Below are 18,841 nucleotides of genomic sequence, written 5' to 3'. Positions count from 1 at the left end.
GCGCGTACCGGTGTGTGAACAAGGCGCCCTGCCACCGCGATAGCGGGGCCTTCGGCCGGGCGGGTTCACGCGTCTGGTCCCTTCTCGGTCATCCCTCAGCTCCGCCATCCGTCCCCGAAAGGACGAGCTGCGCGCCCATTTCGCCGATCATGATGGCGGGCGCGTTGGTGTTGCCGCCGGTGATCGACGGCATGATCGAGGCGTCGCAGACCCGCAGGCCTTCGACGCCGCGGACCCTGAGATCAGGACTCACGACCGCGAGTTCGTCCACGCCCATCCGGCAGGTGCCGACGCCGTGGTAGACCGAGGTCGCACGGTTCAGGATCGCGTCACGCAACTCCTGTCCCCGCAGTGACTTGCCCGGGTGGAGCTCCTCCTTGATCGAGCCGTTGAACGCCCCCGACGCGAAGATCTCGCGGACCATCTCCGACCCCTCGCCGAGCACCTCGAGATCGGCCGGATCGGACAGATACTGGAAGTCGATGAGCGGCGCCGCCGTGGGATCGGCCGAAGCGAGGCGCAGCGTGCCGCGGCTCCTCGGGTAGATCAGCGTGGTGAGCACGGTGAGCGCGGGCCGTTTGTCGACGTCGTGCCGGATGGGCGCGTCCTGGTTCGGCGTCACGTACGCCCACGGCAGGAGATGCAGCTGGAGGTCCGGGATCTCGGCGGCTTGGGAGGTCTTGAGGAAGGCGACCGCCTCGAAGACCGAGTTCGCCAGGAAGGTCGTGCCGGGCCGCATCAGTTCGCTGACGAGGCCGCGCGCGAAGTACGGCGGCGTGCCCCTGTTCTTGCTCGACGACGCGCGGAAGGTCAGCGCGTGGAACATGTGGTCGTGCAGGTTGTCGCCGACCGGCAGGTCCGCGACGACGTCGATGCCGTGTTCCTTGAGGTGCTCAGCGTGGCCGATCCCGGACAGCATCAGCAGCTGCGCGGACCCGACGAAGCCCGCCGAGAGGATGACCTCCTTGCCCGCGCGCAGAATGCGCTGTCCCCCGTTCGTGTCGACGACCTCGACACCGACGGCACGGCCGTTCTCGATGACCACCTTCTTCGCCAGCACTCCGGACTGGACCTGCAGCGTGGCGGGCGCGAGGTGGTGGATGTAGCCGCGCGAGGCGCTGTAGCGCAGGCCGTCGGCGGCGTTCTGCTGCATCCGGCTGACGCCCTCTTGGGACTTCGCGTTGTAGTCGTCGAGGATGTCGCAGCCGATCGCGTCGGCGGTCGCCTGGAGGAACTGGAGCGTGCCCTCCTGCGGGGTCTTGTTGCGGGTGACCCGGATCGGCCCGCCCGCGCCCCGGAACTCGCTCTCGCCGTCCTCGAAATCCTCCATCCGCTTGTACGCGGCGTTGACGCTGTCGGCGTCCCAGCCCTTGTTCCCTTCGGCGGCCCAGGAGTCGAAGTTGGCGCGGTTGCCGCGCACGTAGACCATCCCGTTGATGGAGCTGGAGCCGCCGACCACCTTGCCGCGCGGCACCGGCATCCGGCGATCGAGAACGTGTTTCTGCGGCACTGAGTAGTAGCCCCAGTCGAAGGGCTTCTTGAGCTGGGGCACCGCGTGCATCGGGCCGACCAGCCCCGGCTTCTTGACGAGCAGCTTCTCGTCGGTCTTGCCCGCCTCAAGCAGGATCACGCTGGCCCCGGCTTCCGCCAGCCTGCCCGCGATCGCGGCGCCCGAGCTGCCCGATCCGACGACCACGTAGTCGGCCTCGTCGCCGCGCGCAGCCCTGTTCGCCATGTCCGCTCCTCGGTCAGCCCACCGTGCAGAACTGTAACCTGTTCTAGTTCTGTCACCGTATAGCGAGACCGGCCGGTTCCGCAACGGGCCGTCGCTCCCCGGCCGGCCTCCGAGACCTCAGCGCAGCGGTTCGAGCGCCTTCGCCAGCGGTTCCAGCACGGCGGGGGTGTGCGGCGGCGGCAGGTAGATGATCGCCAGGTCGAGCCCCGCTTCACCGAGCGCTTCGGCCTCCGCGGCGACCTTCGCGTAGTCGCCGTCCGCGCCGAGGCGCACGTGCGAGGACAAGGTGATCTCCTTCGGATCCCGGCCGATGTCCGCGCAGTGCCGGTGCAGCACCTCGCGCTTGTGCGCGAACTCCCCCGGCGTGCCGCCGACGAAGTTCCAGTGCTGGGCGTACTTCGCCGCCGTGCGCAGGGTCCGCTTCTCGCCGCTGCCGCCGATGCAGATCGGCGGATGCGGCTTTTGCACGCCCTTCGGTTCACAGCGGGCGTCGGTCAGCTGGTAGTGCTCGCCCTGGAAGGTGGTGGTCTCCTGGGTCAGCAGGCCGACGAGGACCTCACAGGCCTCCTCGAACCGGTCACTGCGTTCCTTGATGGTGCCCAGTTCCATGCCGTACGCGCCGGATTCTTCTTCGTTCCAGCCCGCACCGACGCCGATCTCCAGCCGGCCGCCGGAAACGATGTCGAGTGTCGCGGCCATGTTCGCGAGGAGCGCGGGGTGACGGTAGTGGATCCCGCTGACCAGCGTGCCCAGCCGGAGCCGTTTCGTGGCCTGCGCGAGCGCGGTGAGCGTCACCCACCCTTCCAGGCACGGACCGGTCGAATCCGAGAAAATGGGATAGAAGTGATCGAAGGTCCAGCCGGATTCGAAGAGTTCGATCTCGTCGGCGGCCTGCCAGACGGCGAGCATGTCGGACCAAACGGTGTCCTGCGGCGAAGTCTTGATGGCGAATCGCATGATTTCGATCGTAAACCTGGAGTTCCTCCAGTCGCTCCCGGAAAATCAGCGGGCGATACCGCGGCGGAGGTAATCGTCGGCGTCCACTCCGGACTCGACGAGCAACGCGTGCGTGTGCTCTCCCAAGGCCGGGACGTCGCCCATGCAGGCCTCGAAATCGTCGAAGGTCACCGGCGGCAGCAGCGCGTCGACCCGGGCGAATTCGGTGCCGACCTCGCGCCAACGGTCGCGCGCCCGCAGCTGGGGATGCTCGGCGACCTGGCCGACGTCCTTGAGCTGGGCGGCGGGTACCCCGGCCGCGGCGAGCCGTTCGTCGAGTTCGCTGTTGGACCACAGTGCTGTCCTGGCGGCGACAGCGGCGTCGCACTCCACGCGGTGAGCGACCCGCCGCACGTTCGTGGCGAAACGCGGGTCGTCGGCGAGTTCGGGTGCGTCGAGGACGTCGGTGACGAGCGTTCGCCAGCCGGTGTCGTTCTGGACGCCGATGAGCATCTGGCCGTCACGGGTGGGAAAGGCGTCGTACGGCGCGATCGAACTGTGGCTCAGCCCCATCCGCTCGGGCTCGGTTCCGGCGTACATCCGGGTGTTGAGCGCGTATCCCATCCATTCGACGGTGGCTTCCAGCATCGAGACCTCGATCGTCGCGCCCTCGCCGGTGCGCCACCGGCGCAGCAACGCCGCCAGCACCGCCTGCGCGCAGTACATGCCCGAGGCGATGTCGGCGGTCGGGATCCCGGTCTTCGCCGGCGCGTCCGGGGTGCCGGTGATCGCGATGAGCCCGGCCTCGGCCTGGACCAGCATGTCGTAGGCCTTCCGCCGTTCCATCGGCCCGCCCGAGCCGAATCCGGACAGGTTCACCACGACCAGCTCGGGATGCTCGGCGCGCAGATCGCCGAAACCGAGCCGCTCCGCCGCGCCGGGCGCGAGGTTCTGCACGAACACGTCGGCCTTCGCGACCAGCCGCCGGACGACGTCACGGCCCTCGCCGGTCTTGAGGTCGACGGCGAGCGATTCCTTGCCGCGGTTGAGCCAGACGAAATGCGCGCCGCTGCCGTGCACGGCGTGGTCGTACGCGCGGGCGAAATCCCCGCCGTCGACGCGTTCGACCTTGATCACCCGTGCGCCGAGGTCCGCGAGGTTGCGGGTGGCCAGCGGCGCGGCCACGGCCTGTTCGACGGCGACGACGGTGACCCCGTCGAGCGGCCGCGTCATGCCTTCTTCTTCTCGGCCCGCACCAGCCCACCGCCGATGATCAACCGCTGGATCTCGCTCGTGCCCTCGTACAACCGCATCAGCCGGACGTCGCGATAGATGCGTTCGACCGCGACCTCACGCAGGTAGCCGCTTCCGCCATGGACTTGCACCGCGAGATCCGCGGCCTTGCCTGCCATCTCGGTGCAGAACAGCTTCGCCGCCGACGGCGCGATCCGCCGGTCCTCCCCCGTCACATACGCCCGCGCCGCCTCACGGGCGAGCGCGCGACCGGCGAGCACACCGGTCTGCTGATCGGCCAGCATCGCCTGCACCAACTGGAAATCCCCGATCGGCGTGCCACCCTGGGTCGCCGTCGCGGCGTACGCGACCGACTCGTCCAACGCCCGCTGCGCCGTTCCGACGGCGAGGCCCGCCATGTGGATCCGGCCGCGCGCCAACGACGTCATCGCCGCCTTGTAGCCGACGTCGCCGTCCCCGCCGACCAATGCCTCCGGCCCGACACGGACCTGCGAGAACGTCACGTCCGCGGTCCGGGAACCCTCCTGCCCCATCTTCGCGTCCTTCGCCCCGACCGTGATGCCCGGCGCGTCGGCGGGCACGAGGAACACCGCGATCCCGGTGTCCATACGCGCGAAAACCACGAACAGTACGGCCTCGGTGGCGTTGGTGATGAACTGTTTGCCGCCGTCGATCACCCAGCCGTCACCGTCCGGCTTCGCGCTGGTCCGCAACCCGGCCGGATTCGACCCCGCGCCGGGCTCGGTCAGCGCGAACGACGCGACGACCTCACCTGACGCGATCCCCGGCAACCACCGGGCCTGTTGTTCCTGGGTGCCGAAGCCGACCAGCACCTGCCCGGCGATCCCGTTGTTCGTGCCGAACATCGACCGCAACGCCAGCGACGTGTACCCCAGCACCATCGCGACCTCGACATCCTGGACCAGGTCGAGGCCGAGCCCGCCCCACTCCTGGGGGATCGCGTACCCGAACAGCCCCATCCCGGCCGCCTGCGCCCGCAGATCGGCCGGAACGGCGTCCGTGTTCACGATCTCCAGCTCACGGGGCATCACCCGAGTGCGCACGAAATCCTTGATCTGGCCGAGAACGTCCGCGAACACGTCGTCGGGGACGTCGGGGTTGCCGGTGTACATGCCCTCACTATCGATCACCGTCCGGGTTCGGTCCACTCCCTCGGGTGGACCTCGCCGCGGGGCCTACCGGAGATGTCGATCACCGTCCTAACGTCGAACCATGCGTACACGAACCGCTTTTCTTTCCTTTGCCAGTGCCGTCGCCCTCTGCTTCTCGATCCCGGCCGTGGCCTCCGCGGCCGAAGGCGAATTCACCTACCGCTATTACGACGAAGACGAAGAGCTCCAGGTCGGCACCCTGGTGGATCCGCCCAGCGGCGAATGCATCGAAATACCCGAAATAGCCGACTGGGACGTCGACGCGTTCCGTCCGCGGAACGACACCGATTCGACCGCGGTGGTGTTCCTGGACGACGATTGCTCGAGCGATTCCTACTTCTCGCTTCGCCCGAACGGCGGCCGGGGCTCGGACAGACTTCTCCTGCGCTCGGTCATCTTCAGTTAGGCCGAGCGGCCGTCGACACCGCGGTCCGCGCGGCGAAAGATGAGCCGCGGGGGTGGTCGTCGTGGCACGACGTGGACTTGTCTTCCTGGCCCTGCTCACGATCTTTCTGGGGCTGATGGTTCCCCGTGCCTCGGCCGACGGCCCGGTCACCAGGTACGAGGGCGACCTCGAAGGCGCACGCTATCTGGTGCTGGTGCCGGAAAACTGGAACGGCACGCTCGTGCTGTGGAGCCACGGGATGTACTCCGTGGCGTATCCGGAACCCGATCGGATCGCGCTGACGTCACAGCCCGCGACCGAGTCTTTCCTGCTGGCGCAGGGATACGCGCTGGCCGCCTCCCAGTATCGGACCGTGCGTGGCTGGTCGATCGAGGAGGCGCTGACCGACCAGACCCGGTTGCACGACTGGTTCACCCACACGATCGGCCCGCCGCGACGCACCATCGCGGCGGGCGAATCGGTGGGCGCGATCACCGCGACCCTGCTCGCCGAGCGGAACCCGCGCCGGTTCGACGGCCTGATGACCTTCTGCGGCACCCTCGCCGGCGGGGCCGCGCACTGGAATTCGTCGCTCGATGTCGGGTACGCGCTGAACACGCTGCTCGACGCACGGCTGCAGCTGGTGCGGATCACCGATCCCGCGGCCAACGTGGGCAGATTCGTCGACGTGGTGCAGGCCGCCACCGCGAATCCGGGCGGCAGGGCACGGCTCGCGCTGGCGAACGCGCTGGCCGAGATCCCAGGCTGGCTGGACGCCACGCAGCCACGTCCGCCGGACGTCGCGGACCAGGTTTTCTGGCAGGGCGTATGGGATCGCTACTACCGCGCCGGCGCGTTCGGCATCGACAGGGCCGGCCTGGAGCAACGGGCGGGCGGCAACCCGAGCTGGAACGTGGGTGTCGACTACCGGCGGATCCTGGCGAAATCCGGCGAGCGTCCGCTGGTGGAACGGGCCTACGCGGAGGCGGGGCTCGATCTCGGCGCCGACCTCGACCGACTGGCGAAGGCGCCCCGAATCACTCCGGATCCGGCCGCGGCCGGCTATCTGGCGCGGTTCGGGCTGCCGCTGGGTCGAACGCCGGTCCCGGTGCTGACCATGCACACGGTCGCGGACGGCACCGCGCCCGCGGCGCACGAACGCGCCTACGCCGAACGAGTCTCACGGCTAGGCGACCAGGACGAGCTCCGGCAGCTGTTCGTGAACCGGGCCGGTCACTGTGTGTTCACCGCGTCCGAGGAGATCACCGCCCTGCGCACGCTGGAGCGGCGGCTGGATCGCGGACACTGGCCGTCGACCGGCCCTGCGACGCTGAACTCCGAAGCAAGCGAACTTGCCCCGGAACACCAGACGATCTTCGACATCGTCGGGGAAACCCGCGTCACGACCACGCCCGCGTTCGCGCTCCACTCGCCTCCCCCGTATCCGAGGGCGCTGCCGTTCTAGGTCCCGGTGAGGATCGTCAGCCCGTAGGCCGACAGGACCCGGTTGACCGGGACGAAGTAGGTGGAGCCGCCGCTCGAGCAGTTACCGCTGCCACCGACCAGCACGCCCTGCGCCTGTGTCCCGCTGACGAACGGGCCGCCGTTGTCCCCCGGCTCCGCGCAGACGGACGTGCGGGTCAAGCCGGTCAGCGTGCCTTCGGGAAAGGTGATCGACACGTTCTTCGCCTGGATGATGCCGCACCGCCAGCCGGTGGTCGCGCCGTACCTGCACACCGACGCGCCCACCGGAGCCTCGACCGATCCGGTGATCGTCACGCGGGGTTCGGTGGGCGGGATCGAACCGACCAGCCGCCAGTCGGTCGTATTGGTCACCCGGATCACGATGGCGCCCGTCGGCGGCACCTGGGCGCCCAGGACCACCCCGACCACCCGGCCCGCGCTGCGGATCGTGTCACCGGGCTTGCCGCAAGCCGAACTCGCGATCAGGTAACCGACCTTGCCCCCGACGGCGGCGAAACCGGCCGTACACCGCGTCGCGGCGCTGCTCTGCAACACGCTCCCGCCGCCGAGCGGGGCGGGAGCGCTCGCTTGCGCGGTCGACGGAAGTGCCAAGCCGAAGGCCAGGACCAGGCAGGACAGGGATCGGGGCAGTCGCACGGGACCCTCCGATGGCCGGGGATGTCCCGATCGTAACGAGCGGAACGCCCCGGCCCATCCGCCGAACCGCGCATTCTCAGCGCCAGCCGAGCTCCGGCGCCACGTGGGTGAGGATGCTCTCCAGCACGTGCGCGTTGTACTCGACGCCGAGCTGGTTCGGGATGGTGAGTAGCAACGAGTCCGCGGCCTCGATCGCCTCGTCCTCCTTGAGCGCCCGCACCAGCTCGTCCGGCTCGGCGGCGTACGACCGGCCGAAGATCGCCCTGGTCGTCTCGTCGATCATGCCGACCTGGTCCCGCGAGTCACGATCGCGGCCGAAATAGGCCCGGTCCAGATCGTTGGTCAACGCGAAGATGCTGCGGCTGACCGAAACCCGCGGCTCACGCGGGTGACCGGCCTCCTTCCAGGCTTCGCGGTAGGCCTCGATCTGCTTGCGCTGCTGGACGTGCAGCGGCTCCCCCGTCTCGTCGTCCTTGAGCGTGGAACTCTGCAGGTTCATGCCCTGCTCCGCCGCCCACACCGCGGTCGCGTTCGAGCTGGAACCCCACCAGATCCGGTCGCGCAACCCCTCCGAGTACGGCTCCAGCCGCAGCAATCCCGGCGGATTGGCGAACATCGGCCGCGGATTCGGCTGCGCGAACCCCTCGCCCTCGAGCAGCTTGAGGAAGACCTCGGTGCGCTGCCGGGCCATGTCCGCCGCGGTCTGCCCCTCCGCGGGCCCGTACCCGAAGTACCGCCAACCGTCGATCACCTGCTCCGGGGATCCCCGGCTGACCCCGAGCTGGAGCCTGCCGCTGGAGATGAGGTCCGCGGCGCCGGCCTCCTCGGCCATGTACATCGGGTTCTCGTAGCGCATGTCGATCACGCCGGTGCCGATCTCGATCTTCGACGTCCGGGCCCCGATCGCCGACAGCAACGGGAACGGACTACCCGCCTGCCGCGCGAAGTGATGCACCCGGAAGTACGCGCCGTCCACGCCGAGCTCCTCGGCCGCGACCGCCAGATCGATCGACTGATGCAGGAAGTCGGCGGCGGACCGCGTCTCGGAGTGCGCGCTCGGTGACCAGTGACCGAAGGACAGGAAACCAATCTTCTTCACGCCCGTGTAAGCGCCTCGCGCCCGACTTTGATTCCCCGCCGCCTGTCACGCCCTGCGCTCGTCAGTCACTCTACGCACTTATGACGGCTGACCTGGGGATCCTTACCCACCCGACGTCCCGAGACCTGTCGGAGGGTAACCGATCATCGTCTCAATGTAGGTCTGCGTGACTATACGTACCCCCCTGATTGAGGCCCCTCAGGCGACGTATACTCTTCTCACATCAGCAAGTCCGAGTGGCGGAATGGCAGACGCGCTAGCTTGAGGTGCTAGTGTCCTTAACGGACGTGGGGGTTCAAGTCCCCCCTCGGACACCGCTTTAGGTGAGATCTCACCAGTTGCGAAAACCTTCACTCAACTCTACCGGGTGAAGGTTTTTCTATTTCAGAAGCACGCGAACGCTCTTCGGAGGAAGAGCGGCGATCTGCGCAGTGGATGCCGGATGACCAGAGTGCCGCTGCGTGTCGGCCAGTGTCAGGCTCTACGTCGGCAATGTAGTTCAATCGGAAACGACCGCGCCCGCCAACTCGGCAGCTTATGCGACCTGGGCGCTCTTGGTTGTCTCCCGGTCCGTCACCCATGATCAGTCTTAACTCTTGGCAATTCCTCGGCTGGGTCAGCCTGCGACCGGGCAACGTGGGCTGGTCTAGCCAGCTTTCTGAAGGCCCTCAGCGCGGCATGAGAGGACGGGATGTGGAGGTCGAGCGCGTCAGGGTGTGAGTTCCGGGATGGCCGACAGTTCGTCCGGTGGAGGACCGGGATGCACGATGCCCAACCGGTGGGTCGCTCTGGTCATGGCGACATACAGGTCGTTGTGGCCCAGCGGTCCCGCGATGAGAATCGACACAGGGTCGATGATCAGGACCGAGTCGAATTCCAGCCCCTTGGCCTGTTGGGGAGCCAGTAACACCACCTTGTCCGTCAGGTCCGGCAGCGTGGCCAGGGACATCTCGGCGGCCAGCCCTCCGAGATGCGTGCTCGGGGCGATGATCGCCAGCCTGCCTTCGACGTGTGTCGCGACCAGGTCGGCGACGACTTTCGGCAGCTCGGCGGGGGTGGTGCGCAGGCGCCACGGGGACCGGCCGGTGAAGCGGACCGACCGGGGTGGCCGCAATCCGGGATGGTGGGCGACGAGCAGGTCCGCGGTGGCGGCCATGATTTCCGCTGGTGTGCGGTAGTTGACGGTAAGCTGGGCCAGCCGCCAACGGTCGTCCAGGTGCGGCCGCAGCACGCGGTCCCACGAGGAGGCGCCCGCCGGGTTCCCAGTCTGAGCGAGGTCGCCGAGGACGGTCATCGATCTGCTGGGGCAGCGGCGCATCAGCATCCGCCAGGCCATGGCGGACAGTTCCTGTGCCTCGTCGACGACCACGTGTCCGAACGTCGCCGGGCTGCCGCCCTGGCCGACCAAAGCAGCAGCCTCGTCCAACAACGGGACGTCGGCGACACTCCAGCCGGCGCCCGGACCGTCGACGACGTCCGACACCACGTGCTGCGGAGTCAGCAGCGGCCACAGGTCGTCGAGCACGTCCTGGACGCCGGCATCACTCAGCAGGCTGTCCCGGAGACGGGCCTTGTCGGTCTCGTCCAGCAGGTTCCTCAGTCCGTCGTGATCGTCCTGGCCGATCACGACACCCGCGGCCGCCAACGCACGAAGGTCGGCTTCGCTCAGACGGCCATCAGGGCTGCCACCATCCAGCGCTTCGCCGGTATCGGAGAACACCACCGTCTCCAGGTCCTCGATCAAATCCTGAGCAAGTGCGTCCACGATCTCCCGTACGAAAACCAGCCTGGCCTGGTTGTGCGGCAGTCCGGTCTGCCAGGCCCTCTGCACGGCACGGCGGCAGGTCTCCGGATCGAGCCGCAGTTCCTGCTGCTCGAACTCGATGTCGATCGGCTCGCCGGGAATCCGGACCCGCGCGCGCACCGCTGCTCTCAACCGTTCGGCCATGTCCACCCGGCCCTTCAGCTCAGCGATCTCAGGTGGATCCACCCGGCTGACACCGATGCCCGGGAACAGGTCGGCGATCGTCGCCGTCACCACGGAGTTCTCGCCGAGACCGGGCAGAACCTGGCCGATGTAGTCCAGGAAGAGCCGACTGGGGCCCACGACCAGGACACCGCGGGCACGCAGGTGGAGATGCGTATAGAGCAGGTAGGCGACCCGGTGCAACGCGACAGCGGTCTTTCCCGTGCCCGGGCCACCCTGCACCACCAGGACTCCCTGGTACTCACTCCGGATGATCCGGTCCTGCTCCGCTTGCAGGGTCGTGACGACGTCGCGCATCCTCCCGGTCCGTTCCGCTGTCACCGCCGCCAGCAGCGCGCCCTCACCGACCAGGCTGCCGTCGGCGGCGGTGTCCGGGTCGAGCAACTCGTCGTCGAGCGCAACGACCTTGCGGCCCCGCGTGGTGATGCGCCGACGCTGGCGGACGCCGTGCGGCTCGGTCGCGGTCGCGGCGTAGAACGGCTGGGCCACGGGTGCGCGCCAGTCCACCATCAAAGGCACGTCATCCGTGTCCCGGAACAACCCCAGCCGACCCACGTACACACGGCGGCCGTCGCGCATGTCCAGCCGCCCGAAGCACAGCCCTTCTTCCACCCCGTCGAGGCGGGTCACCTCCGCTTCCCAGATGGCTATCGCCGCGTGGTCTTCGCCGACCCGCCGCACTGCCGCCAACCGCGTGGCCGCCTGTTCGCGCAGGGCATCCACCCGGGCGTACAAGACCGCCACGTACTGCTGCTCGACATCGATCTCAGTGACGGTCATTCCTGCGCTCCCCGCAATCGATGATCAGTGACATCGAGGATGCACAGCGACCTCACGGAGAAACAGTCTTGTTCTTTCCCACGGCCTCAGCCGCCGGGACAGTATTCGCCGGAATACAACCCGCTCATGGCCCACTACAACCGCAGCGCCTGAACACCCTCGACTCGGTATGAGGGCATAGTTGGCAGGGCGCGTGCCGTACGGAACGATGATCCAGTGCTGGTTCAGGTGGAGCGACATCCCGACGATGCCGCTCTGGTCACCGTGAGGACCTCGGTCGGAACCGTGCCGGCGTCCTGGGCCGGAAACCCGGAGACGGCAACGGGCGAGCACCACATCGAATGGGAACTGGACGAAGAGTTCCGGTGGGGATCCATCTGCTCGCCAGCCGCGATCGAGGAACCGCGCCTTTACAACGACGAACGCGAAGTCTTCTACCAAGGACGACTCGGCCTCACCGAGATTGAGGTGGCGCAGCCGCTCGCGCACCTGGAAATGGCCGGCGCGGTGATCGACCTCGGCCCTATTGACGGCCTGCCCCAAGGGATGGCCGGCACATGGGTCGAGATCGACCTAAGACCCGAGAAGATCAGAATCCATCCCTACCAGACATGACCTGCCGGCCACTGCCACCAGTCGTTGATCGGCATTAGCGGACGCTTCTGGTTCGTCCGATTTACTGCACCTTCGAACGACGGCACGCTCGACGAGCGTCACGGGCTTGGTGCTCGTGCGCCCATCCCAGCAAGAACGCAGTCTCGCTTCTCTTCTCATACGCGACGGGCCGAGTCGATCCATTCACCTCTTCATCGCTTCGAGCGCACGCACGAAGGCATCCTCGGTAACAACGGGAACTCCTAGAGCCCGCGCGTCCTTCGCTTTGCCGGATAACGAATCCGGGTCCGCGGCGGCAACGACTCGGGTCTTCCTGCTCACCGAGCTGATCACCTGAAGACCGAGGGCCAGCGCTTCTGCGGTGAGTTCGCTGCGCTGACGGCGCATCGTTCCGGTCAGAACGATCCGGTCACCAGGGCGCAGCACAAGCCCTCCGATATTGACCTCCACGACCTGGGACCGAGATCGCTCCACCCGCGTGGGCTGTTCCTCACGGAGAACGAGATCGACCTCATCGGCAACAAGGCCGAGAAGGGCAGCTACCGCTTCCAGATCTCGTCGCTCTCCCAGGGACACGTGCCCGTCCGCCCAAGCGGCTTGCGCGAGGCTGCGTAAGTAGCCGTGGTGCAACTGGATGACTTCCGCCTTGTGCAGGCCGAGGTCATGAGCGACGTCGATCAGCGCATCGGCTTCCGAAGCCGAGATCTGCCGATCAAGCAATGCTCTATCCAGGACAGCAAGGTACGCGTCGATCTCGGGCTTCCCCTTACGAGGGACACGATCCACCAACCGGGCAAGGAAGTGCGGCTCGGCGTGACCGGCAGCCTGCCGGTGTACCGGCTTGACCAGACCTCGAGGCATGGAAGGCAGGTCCCCATGCACATCCGGCAAGCCCCGAAGCCGAAATGAGGCTAGGTCCGGGGCGCCTTCTACCAGTCGACCGAACAACTGTGCGGTGGCAACGGCATCACCGAGCGCAGTATGGAACCGCACGCCGTCCACGCCGACAGCCTTGCAGCACTCGACGAGCGACCTCGGCATCCCAGGGAAGACCTCGCCTGCGAACCTCATAGTGCACACGCCGCCGGACAGGTACCGAGACAGATCCACATCCAGGCGGGCGAACTCGGCATGCAGGTGCATGGCATCGAACGGCAGGTTGTGCGCGACAGGAACACGACCTCGGAAGAGTTCGAGCACGTCGCCGGCGACCTGCTCGAACTTCGGAGCACGACGCACCTCAGCGGCGCGGATGCCATGGATGGCCTGAGGGCCGAGATCACGGTCCGGGTTCACCAGGGTCGACCACTCGTCGGTGACCTCGCCCGTGAAATCGACATGGACGACCGCGATCTCGGCGATTCGATGTCGGTAACCGGGCCGTATCCCCGTTGTCTCGGTGTCGACGACCGCGAACCCACGAAGCGACGTCATAGCGGCAGCCGGGTAGTCATGCCTGCCCGCACCGACGCAAGCCAGGACGGTGGCAACGGCTCTGCTTCCCCGTGCGCGTCCCGGACGTAGCTTCGCCTCTTGACGCCTTCGGTCTCGACCCATTGCCGGACCAGCCATCGCAGTACCCCGACCGCCGTCAACGCGGCGGAACCGACCTCTGTCGATCCCACGACGGCAGACACCTTCGACAAGGACCGTAGGTCTTCGAATCCGACGACCTGCTCGACTGTGAGGTCGCGGCTCCATTCCAGGTCCGCTACGTTCTTGAGCTCACGCTTCGCCACCGACACGGTGCTGTCGTACGCCACCCGACGGCTAACGATATCCGCGAAACACTGAAGCGGCGAAAACAACTGCGCTGTCCACCACTTCTCCGCCTCGACACCAGCGGCCTTCGTGACTCTGTCGAGCACTTCATCCAGCTCTCCCGGAACGACCGCGGCGATCGACCGTCGCTCCACCAAGGTCAACAAGCGACGCGCCTCGTCCCGCGACACCAGCAAACGATCGAGCTGGTAGATCCACGCTCCGACCGGCATCCCTTGCGGACTCACATGCCAGACCGCGACTGACTCCTCTCCTGCCACTCCAGGACCGACCACCACCACAGCGCTCGCAGGAGCCGACAAGGCGACCGAGCCCCCTACCACGCCTTCCATCCCGTCAACGTCGCTCACACGCCACCCACCCTCGAATCAGTCGAACGACTCAACAAGTCGTAGAGCGGGTCAACCTGTTACGCGAGCTTCTCCGACCGAAACAAAACTGTGGCCGTAGGTCCAGCACCTAGTGGGCAGCGACCCGGCGCTTCGTCCGCGCCGAGTCCCTGACCGGACACACCCTCGGACTCCACGTGCGGTTGCCCGACGGCAAGCAGATCGTCCTCAGCAGCGACGCCGCCCACCTGCGCAGCAACATCGACCAGACCACTGGCATGCCTCTGGACGTCTCCCAACCCTGACAAGGAGAACGGTCTGCGCAACCTGAAACTGCTCGCCAGCAGGCCGGACACCACGGTCTGGGGCAACCACGACCCCGACGACTGGAAACTCAACCGACCCAACGGACGTCAGATCGCCTGATCCCGTCGGCTCAGCAGTACGCTCAGGCGTTCGGCTTGAGCCACTTCGAACGTCTTACCCACGGTTGTCCCGTCCAGCGTCATCTCGAGACCGTGGTCTCGCCCCACCGTTCGGCATCTGCCCCGAGCAGGGCAGGCCAGTAACAGTCGGTGACAAGATCCCGACCTTCATCTCATGCCACCGCGACCACGATTTATGCACATGGTCAGCGCTTCTCGCGATGAAGCGCAGCTTGCCGTGCGCTTGTACAACGACTCGTCGGAGGTTCGTTCCTTCGAGGGCTTCGTAGTCCACATGCACCTTGCCTGGCTTTACCTCCTGCACGCCGAACTCACTCGGGACAGCATCGACTTCCGGTACTGGCGCACTCGGGGACGAGCACGGCGGCTGGAACGGGTCGACGGTGAACCGAAGCGCTGGGATCTGGCCACTTGCGTGCGGCATCGCTGGCCCGACAAGGCCGCCGCAGTGCGGGCCAATCTCGAGTTCTTCGTTGCGCTGCGCAACAAGATCGAGCACCGGTACGCCCGCGAGCAGCAAGCACTCGCCGTCGCCGTGAGCGGACAGAGCCAGGCGCTCCTGCTCAACTACGAGCAGGAACTCACTGGCCAATTCGGAACCGGATCGTCCCTCGCCACCCGCCTGCGATTCCCGGTCTTCGTCGGAAGCTTCACCGACGAAGGCGAACGCACCCTGCGACGGCTGCGCTCACAGCTACCCGTACCGCTGCGAACCTTCATCGCCGACTACGACGCCGGCCTCGACGCATCCGTCGCCCGGGACCCTCGGTACGACTTACGGCTGCGAGTGCTCCAGGAACTCGCGCCCAAGGACCCGGACGCGCTCGCGGTCCAGTTCACCCGCTATGACGACCTGACCGACGAACAGCGGGCCGCCGTCGAGGCGATCGGCAGAAAAGGCTACGTAGTCGTCCGCGAACAGAAGCGCCCCGTCGTCGGACACGGGTTGCTCCGGCCGACACAGGCCGCGCAAGCAGTTCAAGACCGGATCCCGTTCGTATTCAACACCAACCATTTCACCACCGCCTGGAAAAAGATCGGTGTGCGGCCGAAGGTGGGAGATCCGCATCCCGAGAGGACCGAAGAAAAGTACTGCCTCTACGACGAGCCACACCGCGACTACGGCTATACCGAGGCATACATCGCCAAGCTTGCCCGCGAGTGCACCACCGAAGCAGGCTTCCGCGCCTTACTGGGGACCGCCCCGAGAGACAAAGTGACCGGGGACTGGGTGGGATCGCCACCACTCAACGCGACACCTCCCTGGAGACGATCAGCCCCGTCTGCAGCACAAGAACCTCCGGACATGGACACGATGCGCTCAGCCTGACATCTGCGAAGACAAAGTTCGCGCTGCACCGTCACAGACGGGTGATTCAGACATCGCAGGGGTTGCGCGGACCGAACCAGGCGAGACCATGGCATGGTGGGACGACGCGTCCCCGGGACCGCACGAGCCGTCCGGCCGCGAGAGCAGTTGATCGCGGCACTGGCACCCGACAGCATCCAGCGCCACTCCCGACCTGCCCGGCTACCGGCGTTGCCCGAGCCGGGCCTGCCGGTGGAATCAGGCCCCGCTGCTGATCGGCGCCGTATGCGTTGACCGGACCGGCCGCGTCAACGAACGCCTCCTCTCACGCGCGCTCGGCTGGCACCCAGGCCGCCGGCTCTCACTGGACACGCTGCGCGGGCTGATCGTGATCGCACCCGACACATCCGGCCAACACGTGGGCTCTCTCGCGATCGAACGACGGGCTCCGTAGACGGTCTGGCCGTGGTCGGTCGCCACCTTCATCCCCAGGCAGCGGACAAACCTCGGCTGCCGGCGGACGGCGACCTGCCGGAACGCAAGTTTGTAGCTGGATTCACCTGCTCGTGGCCGCTCGACGGACACGTCGGCGACAAGGCCCTGATGACGATGAACGTGGCCATGCCCACTACGAGAACCGCGCAGAACGCGATGACGATCACCAGTTTTCGTTTCCGGACCCGAGACGGAGGCTCGCCCGGCACGATGGTTGGGCAAGGTTCAAACTCTGGCCGTCGACTACGCCCCAAGATCATCGACATACCTCACTCCTTGAGCGGAACCGCGCCCGTGATCAAGAACGTATCGTTGTGTGTCGGTGTTGATCACGCGGCAGTGCGACCAGGTCGACGTAGAGGGCACATAAGGAAAATGATGTTGAAGCCGGCGAAGCACGTGCTGAGGGATCTCGCGCAACGCTCGAACGTCTCCCTCCATTCGGATTCCAGTTTGGTTGGCGCCGTGGCCGCCGCCGCAGCCGATGACGACGAAAGGCGCGCAAAGAAGCGGGACGATGAGAGCAGTGCCAAAGACGACGAAGTCCTACGGCGGAAGCCCGAACTCCATCAGATACGCGCATGGGGAGACAAATACTCGCAGCTGACACCGTGGGAGGTGCTGCATGTACTCGGCAGAGCCATCGCATTGTCCAGACGAGGCGCCGCGCGCGGACTCGCCGAGCACTGGGGCGCACTGAAGTACAACCAGGCGCTGACCGGCGACACAGGTTCCTTCCTGAAGCTATCCGCTGAGGGCAAAGAGACGGCGGACTACTACAAGGCCGTCCAGTCGAGCGAGCTCGGTGTCGGCTTCGCACTGGTACTGGCCAGGCGGATCCTGGCGCAACGATATCCGGATCGCGTCGTCTCCATCGTGCCCGCGGACACGGCGCTGCGCGCAGGCTGGGCCTTGACCAGCAGAGACAAGGGACAACGACAGAACTACCGGTACCGCCCGCAGTTCTTCGCCGAGCTGTGGAAGCCGGGAGCGCCTTCGCTAGTACTGCCGATCGCCTGTAAGGGCAACCACAGCAACGCCGCACACTCCCACGTCCAACTCGCGTCTGCATCGGCTCATGTGGAGGCGGTGCACGTCGGACCATGGAATGAGACCCCCTGCCTGATCTTCAGCACTGAGCTGCCCCTGGATGGCCACGTCACCGTGCACGCCCTCTGCGCCGAAGGAAGCGGCGGACGGCTGGCCAATCCCAGCGCTGAGGATAGCGACCTGGATGCCGAGCTCAGCGACGTCAACCATTTCCCCCAAATCCACCTGCCTTCCAACGGTGACGAAGCCCGTATCTCGATCCCCGGCTTCCATATCACACCGGATCACTACGAATGGTTCGGGCGCGTGCTCGCACGAACGGCCGCCGCGGGACTGACAGCCTTCGCCGGCAATGGCGAAAAGACCGCCCAGTACCTGACCGAGCGCCAAGGACGGAAGCACTTCATCGGCTTCACGCACGCGGCCACCGGTAGCGTGCAGGACGCGAACCACACCCTCCTCGGCAAACGCTTCGTCGGCACCGACCACGTCTTCCGACTGAACGGCACCCGCGTGGAAGCCTTCTCTGGCGTAGAGATCGCACTATTCGAGCTCCTGGCTCACGGACGAGTGACGCAGTACCGCCACAAGGCCTACGAGCACCGCTCCGCCTGGCCCAGCGATTCCTGGGACAGCTCATGGGGCGGCCCGGTATCAATTCACCCGGATGGAACCGTACTCGCCATACGCCTGCTCCCCTGATGCGACAATCCGTTGCAGGGACGCAAGGCCGACCGCATCATCTTCTTGGCCGATCCCGATCTCCGCTCTACTTGACGCGACTAAATCGCCTAAGCTGTGTCGCGCCCTACATCGTGCTCCCTTGGGCAACCACTTCCTGAGACACCCTGGCTGCACCAACCGCTCCGCCCGACGTTCATCACGCAACCGTTAAGCGTTCGCCAGGTTGAAGGCGACTTTGCGTGTCCCTTCGGCCTGATCCGGCTCCACTACGCACTACATCTGATGGACGACGCCCAGCGACAAACCGATTCGCCGATGACTTCAACCGGCGATCAGGTCTCTGATGAACGCCGCGATCGCTACCAACATACTCACCCCGGCGATTGACATCATCGCCCAGTCGTAACCCGGCCTGTCCGCCCTCGAAGACATGGCGGCCGCACCGCGGACAGCCGAGCTTGGCTGCCGCTCTGGCAAAGCGCCACGATCGAAGGTGTCACGCGGCCACATCAAGGTCGGAAGCCCAAGAAAACCTCTACCGCGGACAAGAACAGGAAGCCCGCGCTTGTAACCGACGTGGAAGTCGCACGTGCCGACGATACCCCGAACAAGCCAGAGACACGGCCGATGCTTGACCGTCTCGACCCTGCAACGAGTCAGCC

At 66.5% G+C, this 18,841-nt stretch carries 14 protein-coding genes and 1 tRNA gene; 6 read left to right on the top strand and 9 right to left on the bottom strand.

What is annotated here, in order from left to right:
- Positions 1-88: 88 nt before the first annotated feature.
- The 4 genes from ACIBTM_RS41410 to ACIBTM_RS41395 all read right to left on the bottom strand — a co-directional run bounded on the left by ACIBTM_RS41410 (position 89) and on the right by ACIBTM_RS41395 (position 5,058).
- Positions 89-1,735, bottom strand: a complete 1,647-nt coding sequence (locus ACIBTM_RS41410) for a GMC family oxidoreductase (protein WP_395882602.1) — start codon at positions 1,733-1,735, stop codon at positions 89-91.
- 117 nt (positions 1,736-1,852) lie between these two features.
- Entirely contained in the window at positions 1,853-2,692 is an 840-nt protein-coding gene (locus ACIBTM_RS41405; protein WP_395882601.1) for an LLM class F420-dependent oxidoreductase, read from the bottom strand.
- Between the two features lie 45 nt (positions 2,693-2,737).
- Positions 2,738-3,904 carry a CaiB/BaiF CoA transferase family protein gene (locus ACIBTM_RS41400; protein WP_395882600.1) on the bottom strand — a complete coding sequence of 389 codons (1,167 nt, stop codon included), beginning with the start codon at positions 3,902-3,904 and terminating at the stop codon, positions 2,738-2,740.
- Positions 3,901-5,058, bottom strand: coding sequence for an acyl-CoA dehydrogenase family protein (locus ACIBTM_RS41395; RefSeq protein ID WP_395882599.1), 1,158 nt, complete (start codon positions 5,056-5,058; stop codon positions 3,901-3,903). The genes ACIBTM_RS41400 and ACIBTM_RS41395 overlap by 4 nt, the downstream gene beginning before the upstream one ends.
- 100 nt (positions 5,059-5,158) lie before the next feature.
- Here ACIBTM_RS41395 and ACIBTM_RS41390 point away from each other — a divergent pair, with 100 nt between their 5' ends.
- Both ACIBTM_RS41390 and ACIBTM_RS41385 read left to right on the top strand, forming a co-directional pair.
- Positions 5,159-5,503 (top strand): hypothetical protein, encoded by a 345-nt coding sequence (locus ACIBTM_RS41390; RefSeq protein WP_395882598.1) that lies wholly within the window; start codon positions 5,159-5,161, stop codon positions 5,501-5,503.
- A 61-nt stretch (positions 5,504-5,564) separates the two neighbouring features.
- Positions 5,565-6,947, top strand: a complete 1,383-nt coding sequence (locus ACIBTM_RS41385; RefSeq protein ID WP_395882597.1) for a DUF6351 family protein — start codon at positions 5,565-5,567, stop codon at positions 6,945-6,947.
- On the opposite strand, the gene ACIBTM_RS41380 is transcribed toward ACIBTM_RS41385, so the two are convergent.
- Positions 6,944-7,603 (bottom strand): S1 family peptidase, encoded by a 660-nt coding sequence (locus ACIBTM_RS41380; protein WP_395882596.1) that lies wholly within the window; start codon positions 7,601-7,603, stop codon positions 6,944-6,946. The two genes, ACIBTM_RS41385 and ACIBTM_RS41380, sit on opposite strands and share 4 nt — an antisense overlap.
- Positions 7,604-7,679: 76 nt before the next feature.
- Complete coding sequence (locus ACIBTM_RS41375) at positions 7,680-8,702, bottom strand: LLM class flavin-dependent oxidoreductase (protein ID WP_395882595.1); 1,023 nt, start codon at positions 8,700-8,702, stop codon at positions 7,680-7,682.
- 230 nt (positions 8,703-8,932) lie between these two features.
- Between ACIBTM_RS41375 and ACIBTM_RS41370 the strand changes: the two genes are divergently transcribed.
- Positions 8,933-9,016: transfer RNA gene (locus ACIBTM_RS41370), tRNA-Leu, on the top strand.
- 395 nt (positions 9,017-9,411) lie between these two features.
- On the opposite strand, the gene ACIBTM_RS41365 is transcribed toward ACIBTM_RS41370, so the two are convergent.
- Positions 9,412-11,469, bottom strand: coding sequence for a HelD family protein (locus tag ACIBTM_RS41365; protein WP_395882594.1), 2,058 nt, complete (start codon positions 11,467-11,469; stop codon positions 9,412-9,414).
- 216 nt (positions 11,470-11,685) lie between these two features.
- Between ACIBTM_RS41365 and ACIBTM_RS41360 the strand changes: the two genes are divergently transcribed.
- Positions 11,686-12,084: a hypothetical protein gene (locus ACIBTM_RS41360; protein WP_395882593.1), complete on the top strand. Its 399-nt coding sequence runs from the start codon at positions 11,686-11,688 to the stop codon at positions 12,082-12,084.
- A 183-nt stretch (positions 12,085-12,267) separates the two neighbouring features.
- Here the strand turns inward: ACIBTM_RS41360 and ACIBTM_RS41355 are convergent, their stop codons facing one another.
- Positions 12,268-13,518, bottom strand: a complete 1,251-nt coding sequence (locus ACIBTM_RS41355) for an exonuclease domain-containing protein (protein WP_395882592.1) — start codon at positions 13,516-13,518, stop codon at positions 12,268-12,270.
- Positions 13,515-14,216: a DUF6218 family protein gene (locus ACIBTM_RS41350; RefSeq protein WP_395882591.1), complete on the bottom strand. Its 702-nt coding sequence runs from the start codon at positions 14,214-14,216 to the stop codon at positions 13,515-13,517. The genes ACIBTM_RS41355 and ACIBTM_RS41350 overlap by 4 nt, the downstream gene beginning before the upstream one ends.
- Positions 14,217-14,822: 606 nt before the next feature.
- Here ACIBTM_RS41350 and ACIBTM_RS41345 point away from each other — a divergent pair.
- The gene (locus ACIBTM_RS41345) at positions 14,823-15,971 is read left to right on the top strand and encodes a DUF3644 domain-containing protein (protein WP_395882590.1); all 1,149 of its coding nucleotides are present in this window, start codon (positions 14,823-14,825) and stop codon (positions 15,969-15,971) included.
- Positions 15,972-16,415: 444 nt separating this feature from the next.
- Positions 16,416-18,197, top strand: a complete 1,782-nt coding sequence (locus ACIBTM_RS41340; protein ID WP_395882589.1) for a hypothetical protein — start codon at positions 16,416-16,418, stop codon at positions 18,195-18,197.
- The last annotated feature ends 644 nt before the right edge of the window (positions 18,198-18,841 follow it).

The organism is Amycolatopsis sp. NPDC049868, from assembly GCF_044461365.1.
GTDB lineage: Bacteria > Actinomycetota > Actinomycetes > Mycobacteriales > Pseudonocardiaceae > Amycolatopsis.
This window is presented reverse-complemented; position numbering and strand designations above follow the sequence as displayed.

Coding starts and splice junctions, on each gene's coding strand:
- ACIBTM_RS41355 (WP_395882592.1), bottom strand. CDS start 13,518: ATGACGTCGCTTCGTGGGTTCGCGGTCGTCGACACCGAGACAACGGGG.
- ACIBTM_RS41405 (WP_395882601.1), bottom strand. CDS start 2,692: ATGCGATTCGCCATCAAGACTTCGCCGCAGGACACCGTTTGGTCCGAC.
- ACIBTM_RS41410 (WP_395882602.1), bottom strand. CDS start 1,735: ATGGCGAACAGGGCTGCGCGCGGCGACGAGGCCGACTACGTGGTCGTC.
- ACIBTM_RS41400 (WP_395882600.1), bottom strand. CDS start 3,904: ATGACGCGGCCGCTCGACGGGGTCACCGTCGTCGCCGTCGAACAGGCC.
- ACIBTM_RS41395 (WP_395882599.1), bottom strand. CDS start 5,058: ATGTACACCGGCAACCCCGACGTCCCCGACGACGTGTTCGCGGACGTT.
- ACIBTM_RS41365 (WP_395882594.1), bottom strand. CDS start 11,469: ATGACCGTCACTGAGATCGATGTCGAGCAGCAGTACGTGGCGGTCTTG.
- ACIBTM_RS41390 (WP_395882598.1), top strand. CDS start 5,159: ATGCGTACACGAACCGCTTTTCTTTCCTTTGCCAGTGCCGTCGCCCTC.
- ACIBTM_RS41345 (WP_395882590.1), top strand. CDS start 14,823: ATGGTCAGCGCTTCTCGCGATGAAGCGCAGCTTGCCGTGCGCTTGTAC.